At 74.1% G+C, this 17,753-nt stretch carries 13 protein-coding genes and 1 pseudogene; 6 read left to right on the forward strand and 8 right to left on the reverse strand.

What is annotated here, in order from left to right:
- Positions 1-77: 77 nt before the first annotated feature.
- Positions 78-1,727: a sensor histidine kinase gene (locus IE271_RS20785; protein ID WP_190191877.1), complete on the forward strand. Its 1,650-nt coding sequence runs from the start codon at positions 78-80 to the stop codon at positions 1,725-1,727.
- Positions 1,724-2,443 carry a response regulator gene (locus IE271_RS20790; protein WP_190191878.1) on the forward strand — a complete coding sequence of 240 codons (720 nt, stop codon included), beginning with the start codon at positions 1,724-1,726 and terminating at the stop codon, positions 2,441-2,443. The genes IE271_RS20785 and IE271_RS20790 overlap by 4 nt, the downstream gene beginning before the upstream one ends.
- Before the next feature lie 273 nt (positions 2,444-2,716).
- On the opposite strand, the gene IE271_RS20795 is transcribed toward IE271_RS20790, so the two are convergent.
- The gene (locus IE271_RS20795; RefSeq protein WP_190191879.1) at positions 2,717-3,697 is read right to left on the reverse strand and encodes a threonine/serine dehydratase family protein; all 981 of its coding nucleotides are present in this window, start codon (positions 3,695-3,697) and stop codon (positions 2,717-2,719) included.
- Positions 3,698-4,101: 404 nt separating this feature from the next.
- Between IE271_RS20795 and IE271_RS20800 the strand changes: the two genes are divergently transcribed.
- A complete protein-coding gene (locus IE271_RS20800; RefSeq protein ID WP_190191880.1) occupies positions 4,102-7,389 on the forward strand; it encodes a LamG-like jellyroll fold domain-containing protein in 3,288 nt (1,095 codons plus the stop codon).
- A gap of 579 nt (positions 7,390-7,968) precedes the next feature.
- On the opposite strand, the gene IE271_RS20805 is transcribed toward IE271_RS20800, so the two are convergent.
- A complete protein-coding gene (locus IE271_RS20805; RefSeq protein ID WP_190191881.1) occupies positions 7,969-9,561 on the reverse strand; it encodes an MFS transporter in 1,593 nt (530 codons plus the stop codon).
- A gap of 251 nt (positions 9,562-9,812) precedes the next feature.
- Positions 9,813-10,283 (reverse strand): MarR family winged helix-turn-helix transcriptional regulator, encoded by a 471-nt coding sequence (locus IE271_RS20810; RefSeq protein WP_190191882.1) that lies wholly within the window; start codon positions 10,281-10,283, stop codon positions 9,813-9,815.
- Positions 10,284-10,450: 167 nt separating this feature from the next.
- On the opposite strand from IE271_RS20810, the gene IE271_RS20815 reads away from it, so the two are divergent.
- A complete protein-coding gene (locus tag IE271_RS20815) occupies positions 10,451-10,852 on the forward strand; it encodes an ACT domain-containing protein (protein WP_190191883.1) in 402 nt (133 codons plus the stop codon).
- Positions 10,853-11,490: 638 nt separating this feature from the next.
- Complete coding sequence (locus tag IE271_RS20820) at positions 11,491-11,949, forward strand: ATP-binding protein (protein WP_190191884.1); 459 nt, start codon at positions 11,491-11,493, stop codon at positions 11,947-11,949.
- Positions 11,950-12,051: 102 nt separating this feature from the next.
- Here the strand turns inward: IE271_RS20820 and IE271_RS20825 are convergent, their stop codons facing one another.
- From IE271_RS20825 to IE271_RS20845, 5 genes and pseudogenes are all read right to left on the reverse strand, one after another.
- Positions 12,052-12,660, reverse strand: a complete 609-nt coding sequence (locus IE271_RS20825; protein ID WP_190191885.1) for a chemotaxis protein CheB — start codon at positions 12,658-12,660, stop codon at positions 12,052-12,054.
- A 685-nt stretch (positions 12,661-13,345) separates the two neighbouring features.
- Positions 13,346-13,768 carry an STAS domain-containing protein gene (locus IE271_RS20830; protein WP_190191886.1) on the reverse strand — a complete coding sequence of 141 codons (423 nt, stop codon included), beginning with the start codon at positions 13,766-13,768 and terminating at the stop codon, positions 13,346-13,348.
- Positions 13,765-14,097, reverse strand: coding sequence for a hypothetical protein (locus IE271_RS20835; RefSeq protein WP_190191887.1), 333 nt, complete (start codon positions 14,095-14,097; stop codon positions 13,765-13,767). The genes IE271_RS20830 and IE271_RS20835 overlap by 4 nt, the downstream gene beginning before the upstream one ends.
- Positions 14,097-15,794, reverse strand: a complete 1,698-nt coding sequence (locus tag IE271_RS20840) for a PP2C family protein-serine/threonine phosphatase (protein WP_229919458.1) — start codon at positions 15,792-15,794, stop codon at positions 14,097-14,099. The genes IE271_RS20835 and IE271_RS20840 overlap by 1 nt, the downstream gene beginning before the upstream one ends.
- A gap of 310 nt (positions 15,795-16,104) precedes the next feature.
- A pseudogene (locus IE271_RS20845) lies at positions 16,105-16,764 on the reverse strand (sigma factor-like helix-turn-helix DNA-binding protein); the annotation flags it as partial.
- Positions 16,765-16,904: 140 nt separating this feature from the next.
- Between IE271_RS20845 and IE271_RS20850 the strand changes: the two are divergent.
- Positions 16,905-17,390 (forward strand): carboxymuconolactone decarboxylase family protein, encoded by a 486-nt coding sequence (locus IE271_RS20850; RefSeq protein WP_190191889.1) that lies wholly within the window; start codon positions 16,905-16,907, stop codon positions 17,388-17,390.
- The last annotated feature ends 363 nt before the right edge of the window (positions 17,391-17,753 follow it).

A 17,753-nucleotide genomic window follows, 5' to 3' on the forward strand; every position in this document is an offset into this window, starting at 1 on the left:
GCGGGACGGACGTCATGATTGTGCATCTCGCCGGTCGCGCTCCCCAGCTTGTGTCGCCAAGAGAGATTGAGTTCGTTGTGGTCACCACGTTCCGCCGCCAGAGTCTCGCGGGCGAAATGCTGGTACTGCAGCTCGCCATCGTCGTGACGGTGCTCCTGGCCGTCGCCGCGGTGTCGCTGGCCCAGTCGGAGGCGACGTTCAACCGGGTCGAGGGGCGCAGGGTGACGGCGCTGGCGGAGCAGCTGGCGGCCAACCCCCTGGTCCGCAACCAGCTCGTCCGGCCGTCGCCGCAGAAGGCGCTCGCCGCGCTGGTGCACTCCACGCTCGTGCAGTCCGACGTCTCGTCCGTCACCGTGGCGGACGCGTCGGGCCGCATCGTCGGCTCGACCAATCCCACCGTCCTGCGCGAGGCGCTGCCCCGGAGCGCGGACGCCGCGCGCGGACACAGCTGGTCGGGCCCGCTGACCTGGGACGGAAGCCATGAGCTCGTGGCCCAGGTGCCGGTGCTCGGCGCGACGGGCGGCGACCTCGGCCGCCGCCTGGGCACCGTGATGATCGGTGAGGCATCCCCGACCGCGTGGCAGCGGCTGAGCGGGGCGTCCTCCTACGTGCTGACCTACCTGGGGGTGGCGGGCGGTCTCGGCCTGGCCGGTTCCTGGCTGCTGTCCCGCCGCGTCAAACGGCAGACGCTGGGACTGGAGCCGCACGAGATCACCGGACTGGCCGAGCACCGGGAGGCGATGCTGTACGGGATCGCCGAGGGTGTGGTCGCCCTGGACCCGCAGCACCGGCTCACCCTCGTGAACGACGTGGGCAGGCGCCTGCTCGACCTGCCCGCGGACTGCGTCGGCCGGAGCCTGGCCGAGCTGGGCGTCGAGGGCCGGCTCGGGGACGTCCTGACCGGCGCGCGGGACCGGGACGCGGACCGGCACGACGCGGTGGTCGTCCGGCACGGCCGCGTCCTGGTGATGAACAGGATGACCGTCGCCAAGGACGACCGGGTGCTCGGCTCGGTCACCACTCTGCGGGACCGTACGGAGCTGGCCCGCCTCGAGCAGGAGATCGGCTCGTTCCGCAGCTCCGCCGAGCTGCTGCGCGCCCAGGCGCACGAGTTCGCCAACCAGCTGCACACCATCTCCGGCCTGATCCAGATCGGCGAGCAGGACGAGGTAGTGCGCTACATCCGCGCCGTGACCCGGCGCCGCCAGTCCCTGGACATGACCATCGGGCAGCGGGTGCGCGACACCGCCGTCGCCGCGCTCCTGATGGCGAAGTCCTCGCTCGCCGCCGAGCGCAGGGTCACGCTGCGGATCTCGGACGACACGGCCCTCGGGCGGCTCGTGCCGGAGGAGGCCGCAGACGTCGCGACCGTGATCGGCAACCTCGTCGACAACGCCGTCGACGCCGCCGGCACCCCGGGCGGGGAGCCGGGTGAGGCGTGGGTGGAGGTCGCGCTGCGGCAGGACGCCTCCAGTGTGGAGATCGTGGTCCGCGACTCCGGTCCCGGCGTCGCCCCCGAGGTGGCGGAGGAGGTCTTCACCCACGGTTTCACCACCAAGGCGGCCGGACAGGGCGAGCGCGGCATCGGCCTCGCCCTGACGCGGCTCGTCTGCGAGAGCCGGGGCGGTGAGATCACCGTGGCCAACACCGCCGACGGCGCCCAGTTCACCGCTCGCATGTCCGTGAGCCACCCCGCCGACGCGGTGCCGAAAGGAACGTCCCGATGACACAACCGACAGAACCGGCCGGTGCGGCCCCGGCGGGCCGCCCCGTCGACGTCCTCGTGGTCGACGACGACTTCATGGTGGCGCGGGTCCACCGCACCTTCGTCGAACGCGTACCGCCCTTCCGGGTCGTCGGCACGGCCGGCACGGGCGAGGAGGCCGTCGCCGCCGTCGAGGAGCTCCGCCCCGACCTGGTCCTCCTCGACCTGTACCTGCCGGACATGTTCGGACTCGACGTGATCCCGCGGCTGCGCACCGCGGGGCACGACTGCGACGTCATGGTCATCAGCGCCGCCCGCGAGGCGGACAGTGTGCGCGGCGCCGTCCGCCACGGTGTCGTCGACTACCTCCTCAAGCCGTTCGACCAGGAGGACCTGGCGACCCGGCTCCAGTGGTACGCCGACCGGCGCGAGCGGCTGCTCACCTCGGTCGTGCGCGGCCAGGCGGACGTGGACCGCTTCCTCGCCGGGACCGCCGCGGCGCAGCGGGGCGGCTCGCTGCCCAAGGGCCTGAGCGTGGAGACCGCCGACCTCGTCGAGCGGGCCCTCCGCGCCGCCGACGGCACACTGTCGGCGGCCGAGTGCGCCGCCGTCGTCGGTGTCTCCCGGGTCAGCTCCCGCCGGTATCTGGAGCACTTCCACGCCGCGGGCCTCGTCCACGTGTCCCTGCGCTACGGCACCACCGGGCGGCCCGAGCGGCGGTACGCCTGGCGGGCGTGACGGCGGACGACGGCTCCGCACCCGAGGGCGACGCGGCGCCCGCTGCCCCGCGTACACCGCCGTCGGCGGCCGGATCGCCCGCGTCGCCGTCGTGAGCGCCCCGGCGAGGCCCGCGTCGGCGGACCTGCCGGGCCCGGAGCGAGGCGGGCCTGCCGGCCCGGAGCGAGGCGGACGCCCGTGCCGGGGCACACGTGCCGTCCCGGTGCGCGCGTCCGCCGCCGGGGCCACGCGCTCGACGCGCAGCGGCCGGACAGTGTGCCGGGGAACCGGCCGTCAGCCGCCCTCGGTGGGCTGCGGACGCAGTCCGAACCGGTTCGACCAGCCCAGCACGTCGGTGGTGGACGCGTTGCCCCCGCACACCACGAGCCCGAGCCGGGCTCCGTCCCCCACCCGGTCCAGGACCTGCCGCGCCGCGGGCAGCAGACAGCCGGCGGCGGGCTCGGTCCACACCTTCGCGTGCTCGGCGAGGTCGAGCACGCCCTGCACCGCGTCCCGGTCCGGAACCACCAGCACCTCGGTGACCAGCTCGGACACATGGTCGTACGTCAGTTGCGACACGGTGGGCGCGCTGAGCGTGGTCACGATCGACGACAGGGGGACCGGGACCGGCCCGCCCGCGGCCAGCGCCTCCGACATCGCCTGCGCCCCCTCGGTCTCCACGCCCCAGATCCGCACCCCCGGGCGGCGGGCCCGCAGCGCCGCCGCGACACCGGCGATCAGCCCGCCGCCCCCGACGCTGACGAGGACGTCGGTCGGTCCGTCCGCGTCCTCGGCGAACTCCAGCCCGACCGTGCCCTGTCCGGCGATCACCACGGGGTCGTCGAAGGGGTGGACCAGTGTCAGGCCCTCCTCCTGCAACCGTGTCATCAGTGCGAAGGCCTCGTCCATGCCGTCGGTCAGCCGCACCGAGGCACCGGCGTCCTGTGCCATCGCCACCGAACGCGCGGGCGCCGTACGGGGCATGACCACCGTGGCCTTCACGTCGAGCGCGGCCGCCATCACCGCGACGGCGATCCCGTGGTTGCCCCCGCTGACCGCCACCACGCCGGCGGCCCGCTCGGCCTCGCCGAGCGCGAGCAGCTTCGCCGTCGCCCCGCGCGCCTTGAACGAGCCGGTGCGCTGCAACAGCTCCAGTTTCGCGGTGACCGGGGCACCCAGCAGGCCGGACAGGCCGGGGCTCGGCACGGTCGGGGTGCGTACCACGTGTCCGGCGATCCGCTCGGCCGCGGCTTCGATGTCGGCGATCCCGATCAAGGCAGTCATCCTTCCGGCACGGGGCGGTGATCCGCGCCGCTTCGTACCCTGACGCGTGACGCGGTGCCGGTCAATTCACCGCGGCCGGTGCGACCCGCCCCAGAGGCGCCCCGCGGAAGCCGGAAACCCCGAACGGGCAAGAGGCGCACGAGGTCTGGACAGTTCCGGGGCGGCATGCTGTGATTCCGCTGTCACAGAATTTCCAACGTTGGAAGAGCCGTTGGCCCCGTACGCGTTGCGGGGTCCCCCTCCCCTGCCCGCCGGTTCCCTCGCAGTCCGCTCTCCGTACTGACGACGCTCCCGGAAGCCCGCGGTGCCCCGGTGAACACGACACCGCGCCACGTCCGTTCCCCGGCACCTCCTGCCGAGTGGTCCCGGCCCCCGCCCCGCGCGAGGAAGGTCCCATGACGAGACGACACACCCGCCGACGAACCGGAGTGTGGGCGCTGCTGACGGCGGCGGCCCTGGTCCTGCCCACGACCGGCCTGACGGCGACCGCGGCGGCCGCCGGGACGGCGAGCGGCGCCGCCGCGTCCTCCCCCGGGCAGGCCGCCGAGCAGGCCGACGTCGTCGTGCACGGCCTGAAGGGCGAGTACTTCGCCATGTCGGCGCCGGGCGCACGGGACTTCGCCGAACTCGGCGGCACCGCGCTCGATCCGCGGATCGACTTCTCCTCCCTGACCGGAACGTTCGAGGAGCTCACCGGCAGGACGGAGCACACCACCGCCCGCTGGACGGGGCAGATCGAGGCACCGGCCACCGGCGACTACACGTTCCACGCCAGCGGTGACAACGGCTTCCGGCTCCTCGTCGACGGCGAGCCGGTCATCGACCACTGGGAACCGGACTGGGACAAGGAGCAGACCAGCGCCCCGGTCAGGCTGACCGCAGGAGAGAAGCACGACTTCCGCCTGGAGATGTTCCAGGACCTCGGCGGGGCCAACATGTTCCTGCGCTGGTCCACCCCGACGACGCCGAAGCAGCTCGTGCCCCAGTCGGCGTTCACCCCGCCGGCCGACTTCGAGGTCTACCCCGTCGAGCTGACCGTCGCCGAGGACGGGCGGCGGCTGCGCGCCCGGTTCGAGGACCGGGTCGGCGGCTACGCGGCGGTCGGGGACCACCTGAAGATAGAGGCCGACACGACCCCCATGCCGGTCGAGTCGGTCGAGGCCGACCCGGGCGACCGCACTTCACTGCTCGTCACCCTCGCCGAGCCGATCCAGAAGGACCAGCAGATACGGGTCGCCTACGACGGCGAGGGCGGCCTGGAGGCCGGCCGGAAGGCCGTACCGGAGCTCATCCGCTGGGCGCAGAACGACTCCGCGCACCGTCTCACCACACCGTGGGGCGACAAGCTCGACGAGAAGAACCCGCTGCCGGAGTACCCGCGCCCGCAGCAGGTGCGCGACCGGTGGAAGAACCTCAACGGAACCTGGCAGTTCAGCGCCGCCGAGGCGGGCGAGACCCCGGTCTTCGGCAGGAAGCTGGACGAGAGGATCACCGTGCCCTTCCCGGTCGAGTCCCAGCTCTCGGGGATCGAGCGGCACGAGGACCACATGTTCTACCGCAGGCTCGTCGACGTACCGAAGAACTGGAAGGTGGGCAGGGGCGACCGGGACAACCGCCTGAAGCTCAACTTCGGCGCGGTCGACTACCGGGCCCGCGTCTGGGTCAACGGCAAGAAGGTGGCCGAGCACACCGGTGGCTACACCGCCTTCAGCGCCGACGTCACCGACGCGCTCAAGGGCACCGGCCCCCAGGAGGTCGTGGTCGCGGTCACCGACACCGGCGGCGACAACCAGCCCAAGGGCAAGCAGTCCACCCGCCCCGGCGGCATCGTCTACACCCAGTCGTCGGGCATCTGGCAGACCGTGTGGATGGAGCCCGTCGCCCGCGTCTCCGTCGACGACGTCGTCACCACGCCGGACATCGGCACGGGCAGCCTGGCGGTCACCGTCCGCTCCGACGGCGCCTCCGCCGGGGCACGCGTCGAGGCCGTCGCCCGCGACGCCCGGGGCAGGGTCGTCGGCAGGGTCACCGGAGCCGCCAACGAGCAGCTGCGGCTGCCCGTGGCCAGGCAGCACCTGTGGAGCCCGGACGACCCGTACCTGTACGACCTCGACGTCACCCTGACCGACGGCAGGTCGACCGACGAGGTCGCCGGCTACTTCGGTATGCGCGAGGTGGGGATCGAGAAGGTCGGCGGCTACCCGAAACTGGTGCTCAACGGAAAGCCGGTCTTCTCCCTCGCCACCCTCGACCAGGGCTTCTGGCCCGACGGCCTGTACACCCCGCCGAGCGACGACGCGCTCGCCTTCGACCTGGAGGCGCACAAGAAGCTCGGCTTCAACGCCGTCCGCAAGCACATCAAGGTGGAGTCGCCGCGGTGGTTCTACCACGCGGACCGGCTCGGCCTGCTGGTCTGGCAGGACTTCGTCTCCTCGACCACCACCGACGAGACGGGGCAGCGGGCCTTCGTCGACCAGGGCATGGAGATGATGCGCCAGCACCACGACGCGCCCTCCGTGATCGGCTGGATCGTCTTCAACGAGGGCTGGGGCGAGTGGAACCGCGAGGCGACCGGCCGGCTCGCCGAGTCCGTGAAGGCCGCCGACCCGTCCCGGATCGTCAACGCCCACAGCGGGGTCAACTGCTGCGACTCCAAGGGTGACTCGGGCAAGGGCGACATCATCGACCACCACGACTACACCAACACGGACCCACCGTTCCCCGACGGCGAGCGGGCCGCCATGGACGGCGAGCACGGCGGCTTCACCCTGCGCACCCCCGGCCACATGTGGCCGGGCGCCCCGACGGTGATCTACAGCGGCGTCGCCGACAAGGAGGCGCTGACCCGCAAGTACGTCGAGAACACCGAGAAGTACTACCTCGACCAGGCGGGCGCCGAACTCTCCGGCTCGGTGTACACGCAGATCTCCGACCTGGAGAACGAGCTCAACGGCCTCTACACCTACGACCGCCGGGAGATCAAGGTCGACCCGGTCCGGGTGCGCGAGGTCAACCTGAAGGTCATCGCGGCCGGCGCCGCCGCGGGCGGCCGCGAGGCGCTGAAGGGCGGCGGCCACTGGTCCCTCGACGAGGGCGCGGGCACCACCGCGAAGGACGAGGGCCCGAACGGCAGGCCGCTCACCCTGAGCGAGGGCACCGCCTGGACCACCGGGGTCAGCGGCAGCGCGCTGAGGTTCGACGGCAGCGGGCAGCACGCCGAGACCGAAGGGCCGGTCCTCGACACCACCGGCAGCTACTCGGTGTCCGCCTGGGTGACCGTCGACCGGCTCCCCGGCAACTACGCCACCGCCGTCAGCCAGGACGGCCGCCGCCAGGCCAGCCCCTTCTACCTGCAGTACGGCCAGGGCGCCTTCGCCTTCAGCACCCCCGGCAACCACCGCGCCCGGCTGGAGACCACCCCGGAGAAGGGCCGCTGGTACCACCTCGTCGGCGTGCGGGACGGCGCGAGCGGCGAGATCAGGCTGTACGTCGACGGCAGACCGGCGGCGACCGCCGCGTCCGGTCCCGCCTACGTCGGCACCGGCCCGCTGGCCGTCGGCCGCGCACAGTGGGACGGCGCGGACACCGACTTCTGGAACGGTGCGGTGGACCAGGTCCACGCCTACGACAGGGCACTCACCGCCGGGGAGGTGAACGCCCTCTACACCCAGGAGAAGCCGTAGCCCGGAAGGCACCCGGCGGTCCCGGCGGAAGGGCGGCGCCGCCCCCTTCCACCGGGACCGCGCCCGTCGCGGGGGACTCGGTACTCCCCACCGCCGGGAACCTTGAGCCCGGCGCTCCCTGCCGCAGGGGACCCACTCGGTCCACCGGGGAAACGGCGGCGGGCGGCGCGCGCGTACACGACCGCGACGGCGTCGCACGGGCCGACGATCCCGGTGGCGGCGACCGCCGACCGGACCGCGCCGCCCTCCGGCCCCCGCGTCACCCCGAGGACCGCGACGGCCGCCGCGCACAGGCCGCAGGCGACGAGGACGGCGACGACGTGGCGGGAGCGGGCGGCCCCGGCCGGCGGAACCCGTCCCGGCCCGGCCGCGTCACACGGCGGAACAGTGTGACACGTCGTCGTCCCCCGGAGGGTCCCATACGCATCAGAGCGTCGCGTCGCCTCGGTCCGCTCGCCGCGGTGCTCCTGCTCGCCGCCGGCTCGGGAGCCGTCTCCGGCTGCGGCGGCCGGCGGGGGACCGGCGCCGACGCGGAAGCCTGGCCCACCGCCCCGGCCGGGCCCGTCCGCCCGTCGTCGCTCAGGCGGCGGGCTGCTCGGGGGTGCGCCGCACGCCGGCCACCGCCACCACGGCGCCGACGACGCACAGCACGCCGGCGACCAGGACGGAGGTGTGCACACCGTTCATGAACGCCTGGTGGCTCCCCTCGACGACGGCGCTCCTGAGCTGGGCCGGCATCTCCTCGGAGACCGGGGCGACGCCCATGGCCACCGCGTCCTTCGCCTCGCCCAGGCCCGCCGCCGCGGCCGCGGGGACTCCGGCGGAGGTCAGCTCACCGGTGAGGGTCGAGCCGACCCGGCTGCTGATGAGCGACACCAGTACGGAGGTACCGAGCGCGCCGCCGATCTGCAGCGCGGTCGCCTGCAGGCCGCCCGCCACGCCGCCGTCCCTGACCGGCGCGTTGCCGACGATGGCGTCGGAGGAGGACGACATCACCATGCCCACGCCGAGGCCGAGCGCGATGAACGGCGGCCACATCGTGGCGTAGGACGAGTCCGCGCTCCAGGTGAGCACGACGAAGCAGGCGATCGCCTGGAGGGCCATGCCGAGCGGCATGGTGAACCGCGGCCCGAACCGGTCCGTCAGCGCCGCGCCGAGCGGGGAGGCCACGACCGAGGCGAGGCTCAGCGGCAGGGTGCGCACACCGGCCTCGACGGGGGTGAACCCGCGCACGTTCTGCAGGTAGAGCATGACGAAGAAGATCACACCGAGCAGCACGAAGAAGTTCAGCGCGGTGATGACCGTGCCGATGGTCAGCGCCCGGTTGCGGAACAGGCGCATGGGCAGCAGCGGGGCCGCCACACGGTTCTCGTAGAAGCCGAAGACCAGCAGGACCACCACACCGGCCGCGATGGCGCCCAGGGTGCCGCCCGAGGTCCAGCCCCACGTCTCGCCCTTGACGACGCCGAACACGACGGCGAGCAGGCCCAGGGCCAGCAGGACGACCCCGGCGATGTCGAACTTCTCGTCCGCCGCGGCGCTGTTCCTGCTCTGCGGCAGGACGACGGCGCTGAAGACGAGCGCGGCGACGCCGATGGGGGCGTTGATGTAGAAGACGGACTCCCAGTTGACGTGCTGGACCAGCAGGCCGCCGACGATGGGACCGAGGGCGGTGGAGACCGAGGAGACCATGGCCCAGATGCCGACCGCCATGCCGAACTTCTTCGGCGGGAAGACGGCGCGCAGCATGCCCAGCGTGTTGGGCATCAGCAGGGCGCCGAAGAAGCCCTGCACCGCGCGGAAGGCGATGACGCCCTCGATGGACCCGGTCAGTCCGATGGCGACGGACGCGACGGTGAAGCCCGCGACGCCGATCAGGTAGAAGGTGCGGCGCCCGAACCGGTCGCCGAGCTTGCCACCGAGGATCAGCGTGGCGGCGAGGGCCAGCAGGTAGGAGTTGGTCACCCACTGGAGATCGGCGGTGGAGGCGCCCAGGTCCCGGCCGATCTCGGGGTTGGCGATCGAGACGACCGAGCCGTCGAGGCCGACCATGAAGAGGCCGAAGGCGACGGCGATCAGCGTCAGCCACGGGTTGGCCCGCGGGCCCCGCGGCTCGTCCCCCGGAGGGGCGTGGGTCGGCGGAGCGGAGGAGGGCGTGGCGGCGGAGGGCATGACTGTGCCTGTCCTTCGTGGATCGTGGAGGTGACGCGGACCGGCCTGGGCCTGTGTCCGCGGAATGACGGAATGACGGAACCGGCGACCGGCGTACGGGGCGGTGGGCAGGCCGACGGCCGGCGGCCGGCACACGGTCGTCCGCACGCCGGTGCTCGGCGTGCGGACGACCGCCGTGCCGGTGACCGCCGTACGGGACGCGGTGGCCCGCCCGCACGCGCACCGGACCGCTGCGGGTCCGGTGTGCGTGATCAGTGGCGGGGGTGAAGGTGCTCGTTGAGTGCGGCGAGCGCGCCCAGAGCGGAGCCGAGGGCGTCCAGCTCACCGTCGGTCAGGGCGCGCAGCGCCCGGCCGAGGTGGGCCCCCATCAGGCGTTCGACCTCGGCGAGCTCCTGCCGGGCGGTCGGGGTGAGGTGCAGGTGCGCGACCCTTCTGTCGGCCGGGTCCTGCCGGCGCTCCAGCAGCCCCTGCTCGGTCAGCTGCGTGACGAGTGCGCTGACGTTGTTCGGCTTCATCAGCAGGGCCTCGGCCGTCGCGCGCACGGTGACGCCGTCATGGGCCTCGACGTGCCGCATCAGCGCGAGCTGGGCCTCGGGGGGCCTGGGGTGCGGGCAGTCCTGTCCGACCTGCCGGTCCAGGGCCCGGGTCAGCGCGGGCAGGCACGCCACGAGCCGTGCGGCCACGTGGTCGATGTCCTGGACGGACGCGCTGTTCTCGGGCATGCCGCCACCATAGATATGGAGTCATACTTATGTCAAAGTAACAATGCTCGGCGAGACGGCCGGGTGCTGTCCGAGTGACACCCGAGGCCGCCTCCGGGCGGCCCTCGGGCCGCGGGAGCGGCGCGAAGGAGGTACAGGTCGCGGTCCGCCCGCATAGGGTGTCGATCATGCCTGGTGAGAGCGATCTGCGGAGACTGCTGGCGGGGATGCGCCCCGAACTGAACGCGGGGCGCTACGTGTTCACCACCGTCGACGGCGGTGCCGTCCCGCCGGACGTGACCCCGCTCGTCACGGTCGCCGAACGGGAGGGCCTGACCCTGGTCCTGCCGCAGCGGGAGGCCGACACGGCGGGGATGGCGTACGACTACGTGGCGGGCTGGATCACCCTGCGGGTCCACTCGGCGCTGGAGGCGGTCGGTCTGACCGCCGCCGTGGCACGGGAACTCGCCGACGCCGGTCTGAGCTGCAACGTGGTCGCCGGCTTCCACCACGACCACCTGTTCGTACCGTACGAGCGGGCCGCCCGGGCGGTCGCGGTGCTGGAGGACCTGGCGCGCAGGTCGCTCTGAAGCACCGGAACGCCGCCGGCCCCCGTCTGCCGGGACGACGCCACACTGTCCCCATGGGCCTCCTGCCCGCGGCGCCCCGTGCCCGCCGCCGGAGTGGACCGCGCCGGCGACGAGCGCACGGCCGGCCCGCTGCCCGCCCGTCGACGGACTCCGCCACGGAGCCGGGCGCAAGCCCCGGTCCGCCGGGGACCGGCCGGGCGCCGTCCCCTGTCGCGTGCGGGCGGCCGCTGGTGGATCCTGATCGGGCTGCCGACGCCGGAGGACTCGCGGAACTCCGGGACAGCGCGGCCGACCGCCGCCGGCCCCGGCCGGGAGGACCCGGTGAGCGCCGCGCCGGCCGCCCGCGCAGCCGGACGGGGCCGCCGGAGCCCGGGGCGCCGTGCGGAGCGGCCTCACGTGCCCGCGCGGTCGGCCCGGCATCCGACGGGAACACCCCCAGCCACCCCCGCCTCATCCAATCGACAGGTCCCGATGACAGACATCGCAGCTCAGAGAAGCCGACGGCGTTCGGCACCGCCGGTGCGGGGCGCGGACCGCACGCCGCGGCCGCCCATAGGGCCCCATTCGGTCCAGTCGGGGCGTGCAGGAGAAAGTGGTGGGTACACACGGCCGTGGAGCAAGGGGCGAAGGCGAAACCGATGGACGCTGTACCCGGGAGCGAGAACGCTGTGGCGCCGCACTATCCGCAGCTGACGGTCGCCGTCGCGCTGGAGGGCGACGACTCGCGCATCGCCTGGGCCCGCCGCCTCGCGACCGACTTCCTCACCCGCCTGCAGACCGAGAGCGGCCTGGAGGTGCCCGCCCGGGTGAGGGACCTGACCCAGCTGGTGGTCAGCGAACTGGTCACGAACGCCTACAAGTACGCCCCCGGCCCCGCCCGGATGGAACTGCGCACCACCGGCGCCCTGCTGGAGATCACCGTGCGTGACACCCACCCCGTCCTCCCGACCGCCCGTGCGGCGGACCCCGACCGCATCGGCCAGCACGGTCTGGAGATCGTCACCGCCGTCGCCCACAGCCTCGACATCGAGCCCGAGCCGGGCGGCAAGCGCATCACCGCCCGCCTTCCCCTCACCGACGCTTCCCGGCGACGCTGACCGCGGCGACGACCTGCGGGGACGGCCCCTGCCTGCAGGACCCTGCCGGCACAGGGTGCGCAAGCGCGTCCCGCCGCGGGGAACAGCGGCAGCGGCTGCGCCTCAGGAGCACTCCACACCGGCGACGAGCCGGTTGATCGTCGGCGCGATGTCGGCGAGATGGAGGACGTGGTCCACCCGGCCCGTTCCGACCGCAGCCTTCGGCATGCCGTGGAACTCCGCCGTCACGGGGTCCTGGACGACGACGGTGCCGCCGTGGTCCTTGACCGCCTCCACGCCCCGCGCACCGTCGCTGTCGGCCCCGGTGAGCACGCAGCCGATGACCTGCGGCCCGTACGCCCGCGCCGCCGACTCGAACAGCGGATCGGCCGCCGGACGGGTGAAGTTGACCAGGCCCTCGTCGCTCAGCGACAGCGTTCCGTCCTCGTTCACGCACAGGTGCCGGTCGGGCGGGGCGACGTAGACGACGCCCGCCCGCGGCCGCTCCCCTTCCTCGGCCAGCTTCACCGTGCGGCCGGTACGGCGGGACAGGATGGCCACGATCTGCGTCGGGCGGGAACGGCGCAGGTGCTGGGCCACCAGGACGACCACCGGGGGCCCCGCGTCCAGTCCGTTCAGCAGGACCCCCAGACCGGCGACGCCGCCGGCGGAGGCCCCTACCACCACGGTCGTACAGCGCTCATGACGAGCATCCTCGGCACCGGTGTCCATCTGCCGAGGTTAACGCGTTCGGGCGAGCAGGCAGCACAACACGCGCGACTCCCCCGAGCGGCGGGCCACCTGCGCCGGGAGGGCCCGTACGGCGGTGCGCGGGCCGTCCCCGTCCGGCGCGGCAGCGCCGAGGCGTCCGGGAGTCGGGGCTGAAGTCCGCAGGGCGGGGGGGGACGGGCCCGGCGGCATGGGGAGCGCCCGGTGGCGGCGGAGCCGGACCGCGAGGCACCGGAGGCCGCCTCCCCGGCCGGCGGCGGACCGGTCGGCCCGGTCGGCCCGGTCGGCCGGGGACGCGGCGGTCGCCGGGGGGTGCGCCTGTCCGGAGGGGGAGCTGACCCCTGTTCGGCGCACGCGGCCGTCGACCCATCCGTAACGGCCGCCGCCCTCGCCTGGTGCTGTCAGGACGTCCTCGGCGACGCGGGCCGGCAGGCCGCGCTTCCGCTCACCGCCGCGCCGGCCGGCGGTACCGCACAGCCTCGTCGCATGCGCGGTACCACCACACTCTTGGTGTACTCCCCCGCAGCCCGCACGCACAGAGACAAAAACCTCCAACCGTACAGTTACGGCATATGCTCGCCCCTTTTTCGTACCGCGCGCCCCAGCGGCAGCACTCGCCCCCGCAAGGCGGTCACGACGCGGGCCGCGGCCGGTGGCCGCCGGCCGGAGCGGACCGCCTGGCCACCGCTCAGCGTTGTCCGGACGCCGGCGCGGTGCCGGTCCGGTCCTCCGGCGGGGCGGCGGTGCCGACGGTGTCGTCGGCACGCTCGACGAGGTGGTCGGCGGTCCCGGTGACTTCGAGCATGCGGACGAAGTGCACGGGCCGGCGGTGGAAGTGCAGTGTGACGCCGGCGGGGTGGGTGCGCCGGCGCAGCGCGAGCAGGGCGGACAGGCCGATGGAGTCGATGGCGGTCAGCTCGGCGCAGTCCACGTGCAGGTGGCGCAGGGACGGCCCGTACCGCTCCGCGTGGGTGTCCAGCGCCCCGTTCACCGCCGTGAGGAACTCGTCGCCGGTGTCGTAGTCGAGGTCCCCGCGGATCGCCAGTTCCATCGTGTGATCGCTGGAGGCGCGGGTGACCAGGGAGAACTGGACTGGCTGACAGGCGGTCATACGGTCATTCCTCGGCCGGGACGGGCGGGGGGTGCGGGCGTCTGGGAGAGCGCTGTGCCGGCCGCGTCGAGGAAGGTGCGGGCGCGGGGGAAGTACGTGCGGCTGCCCGGCCGGGGCGTCCAGCCCCGGGGGCCCGGGGAGCCGGCGGACACGCGGCGGGCGGCGTCCGGGGCCCGGGCGTCGGCCCTGATCGCACGGGCGTGGCGGTCGTCGCGGCCGGAGGCGCCGCCGGCCATGACGGGTATGCAGAGGGATCGCACGGCGGTCACCGCGGCCCACAGCCGGTCCGGCAGCCCGTCGAGGAGGTCCGCCCCGCCGTCTTTCGCCATCAGCGTCCTCCCCCGCCCGGGCGGCGGCCGCGGCCGGTGCCGGTGGCGTCGTCGGGCCCGCTGACGATGTGCAGGGCGCCGCGTCCGCCGGCGGGGTTGGTGATGGCGAGGGTGGCCATGTCGTCGTGGCGGCCGCCGCCCAGCCACTGCGCGGCCAGCATCTGCACGCGCTCCACCACCGCCTCCGCCGGCATCCGCGCGCACTCCCCCAGCACGCGGCGCAGCCGGTCCTCGCCGTAGAGCTGGTCGCCCAGGGGGCCGCCGCGGGCGTCGGTGATGCCGTCCGTGTACAGCAGGCACGTCTCCCCTGGTGCCAGGACGACCTCCGCGCTGCGTGCGGCGACCCGGGGCAGGGCGCCGACGATCTGCCCGGTGGTGCCGGCCGCCTCCACCCGGCCGTCGCCACGGACGATCAGCGGCGGCAGATGCCCCGCACTGGTCAGCCTCAGCCGCACCAGCCCCGAGCGGCGCCGCACCGAGGCCATCACCAGGGATGCGTAGCGGGTGTGGTGCGAGGTGAGCAGCGCCTCGTTGAGGAGCGTGAGGACCTGCTGGTGGTCGCCGGACAGCGGCAGCAGCGCGTGCAGCACACTGCGGATCTTGCCGGTCAGAACGGCGGCCTCCAGGCCCTTGCCCGCCACGTCGCCGAGGACGGCGAACGTCTCCTTCGACGGGTCCGTACCGGGGTGCACGTCGTAGAAGTCGCCACCGACGCGTTCGTGGTCCTGGGACGCCCGGTAGGCGCCGGCGTACTCCACGCCGTGGACCCGCTCGAGGCGGGGCGGCAGCAGTTCCTGCAGCAGGGTGGCGGTGATCGAGACCTGCTCCGCGTACAGGTGCGCCGCCGACAGCGCCGCTCCGGCCCGCGCGGCGAACAGCCGGGCGAAGACCTCCTCGCCGTCCGTGAACGCCCGGTGCGTGCTGGAGCGCAGCAGGATCAGCACGCCGGCCGGGGCGCCGTGCCCGGGCAGCGGAGTGACGATCACCGAGCCGATCGGGCCCCGGAAACCGGGCGGGATCACCCAGCCGGGAAGGCACTCGGGGTCGATCCACCGCGTCGGGACCGGCGGGAAGCCCTGCAGGGCCTCCGCGAGCCCGGGGACCGACGACGGGTCGATCTGCGTCAGTTCCTGCGTGACCGTACCGCCGACCTGCGCGTACGTCAGGGGGTGACGGCGTCCTTGCGCCGGTGCGACGATGACCGCCGCATCGGCGAGATGATCAGCGGCCATCCGCGCCGTCACTTCCGTGCACCGGTCCACGTTCAACGATGACAACAGCACACCGGAGACCCGCGCCAGCAGCTCCGTGCGCTCGCGCTCCGTGCGCAGAGCGTCCTCGGCCAGCCGGAGATCGGTGTTCTCCACCAGCCACCACACCACGTCCCCGTCCTCACCGGGCGAGGGGTGCGCCTCGAACGTACGGCCCGCCACCGTCCCCGAGACGGCGCCCGGCTCCGGGGTCCCGGACGTCCGCAGCCGGCGGTGCGCGTCCGCCAGCCAGAGCGGCAGGTCCTCCGCCGGGAGGCCACCGGCGTCCGCCGCGAGCGGGAACAGCGGGCGCGCGGCCTCGTTGGCGTCGACCACGTCCCCGTCGCCGTCGACGACCAGCACGGGATAGGGGGCATCGCTCCACGCCGCGCTGACACTGACGCCACCACCGCGCGGACTGTCGGGGGCACCCGGAGAAGGAGTCACGAAGAGGGGGACGCGCTGTGCGTACCCCACCACCTCTCTGCCGCTCGAGGAATCTGCACAGCGTCACCGTCTCGCATCCACCGGCCGCATGCAACGCCCGGCCCCGTCCGACACGGCTTCGCCCCACGCTCACACGGCGGCCGTCGCCCGCACCGGCCGCGGACACCGCGGCGGACCGGCCGTCGCCCGCACCGGGACCGCGGGCGCCGCGGCGGACCGGCGGGCACCCGGCGCAACCGCACGGCCCTCGAGCGTCCCCGACCAAGGGCCACCTCCCCCTCCGCGCACCGTCCACGGCCGGGCCGCGGACTCAGCGGCGCAGGGCGGTCTCCCGCTGCATGTACGACAGTTTCCCGGGGTTGCGCACGGCGTAGAGCCCGGTGATGAGACCGTCGTCGACACGCACCGTCACCACGGTGTCGATCGCGCCGTCGAGCCGGAGGACCAGCGCAGGACGGCCGTTGACCTGAACCGGTCGCAGCGACGCCGCCGTGCTCCCGCCCAGTCCGGCGACCAGCAGGCGGCCCACCTTGTCGGCCCCCACGACGGGCCGCGGAACAGCTTGCCGGACACCGCCGCCGTCACCCAGGAGGACGACGTCCGGCGCGAGGACGTCGAGCAGGCTCTGCAGGTCGCCCGTCTCGACCGCCCGCCGGAACGCGTCGAGCGCGCTCCGGGTCTCGGACGGGGAGACGGCCCCGCGCGGCCGGCGCGCCGCGACGTGGGTCCGCGCCCGGTGCGCGATCTGGCGGACCGCCGCCGGACTCTTGTCCACGGCCTCGGCGATCTCCTCGTACCCGAGGCCGAACACCTCGCGCAGCACGAACACCGCCCGCTCGGTCGGCGCGAGCGTCTCCAGCACCAGCAGCATCGCCGTCGAGACGCTGTCGGCCAGTTCGACGTCCTCGGCCACGTCGGGCGAGGTGAGCAGCGGCTCGGGCAGCCATGTCCCGACGTAGGACTCCCTGCGGCACGCACAGGACGCCGTTCCCCGCGGTTCTGTGACACCCGCGGACGGTGGCACACGTCACACGGCCGCCGCCGTCACAGGAAGGCGGCCGGCTGCGTCTCGTGTCCGCCCGGCACCGCACCACAAGGAGGAACGACGTCATGGAACCCCGATTCGACCTGTCCGGCAACGGGATCGCGGCCGCCTTCGCCCAGCGGTTCGCCAACACCGCTCTGGTGATCCACCGGTCACCGCTGCCGAGGTCCGCGCAGGAGCTGGTGTCGCTGCGGGTCAGTCAGATCAACGGCTGCGGCTGGTGCGTCGACCTGCACACCAAGGAGGCCGCGGCCGCCGGGGAGACCGCGGTCCGGCTCAGCCTGGTCGCCGCCTGGCGCGAGTCCACCGTGTTCACCGACGCGGAGCGGGCCGCGCTGGCGCTCGCCGAGGAGGGCACCCGCCTCGCCGACGCCCACGACGGTGTGTCCGACGAGACCTGGGCCCGGGTACGCGAGCACTACGGCGACGACGAAGTCGCCGCGCTGGTCTGCTTGGTCGCCCTCGTCAACGCGGCGAACCGGCTCGCCGTGATCGTGCACCAGCGGGGCGGCTCCTACGAGGCGGGCATGTTCACCGGGGCGGCCGGCTGACCGGCGGATGCGTCGGGCCCGGCCCGGGACCGTCCGGTCGGGCCGGCCGGACACGGAGGCCGGGCCGGTGATCCGGCCGAGGCCGTGGTCGGCCTCGGCCGGAAGGTCAGGCACGGCCGGGAGGCCGGCCTCTGCCGGAGGCCGGCCTCGACCGGTCGGCCGGGCACGGCGGGTTCGGCCCGGGCGGGACCCGGGCGCGGACGGCCTCACCCGCAGGCTCCGGCACCGCGAGGTGCCCGGCGGCCCGGGGAGCAGGCCGCCGTGCGGCGGCCGATCGGCACGGGCCCGCAGCGCACGGCGCGGGGCGGCCGGTGGCTGCCGTACCGGCTCGGCCGCACGGGTCTGCGCGGCCGTCGTGCTCGT

Source organism: Streptomyces minutiscleroticus, assembly GCF_014650875.1.
In the GTDB taxonomy this organism is placed as follows: domain Bacteria; phylum Actinomycetota; class Actinomycetes; order Streptomycetales; family Streptomycetaceae; genus Streptomyces; species Streptomyces minutiscleroticus.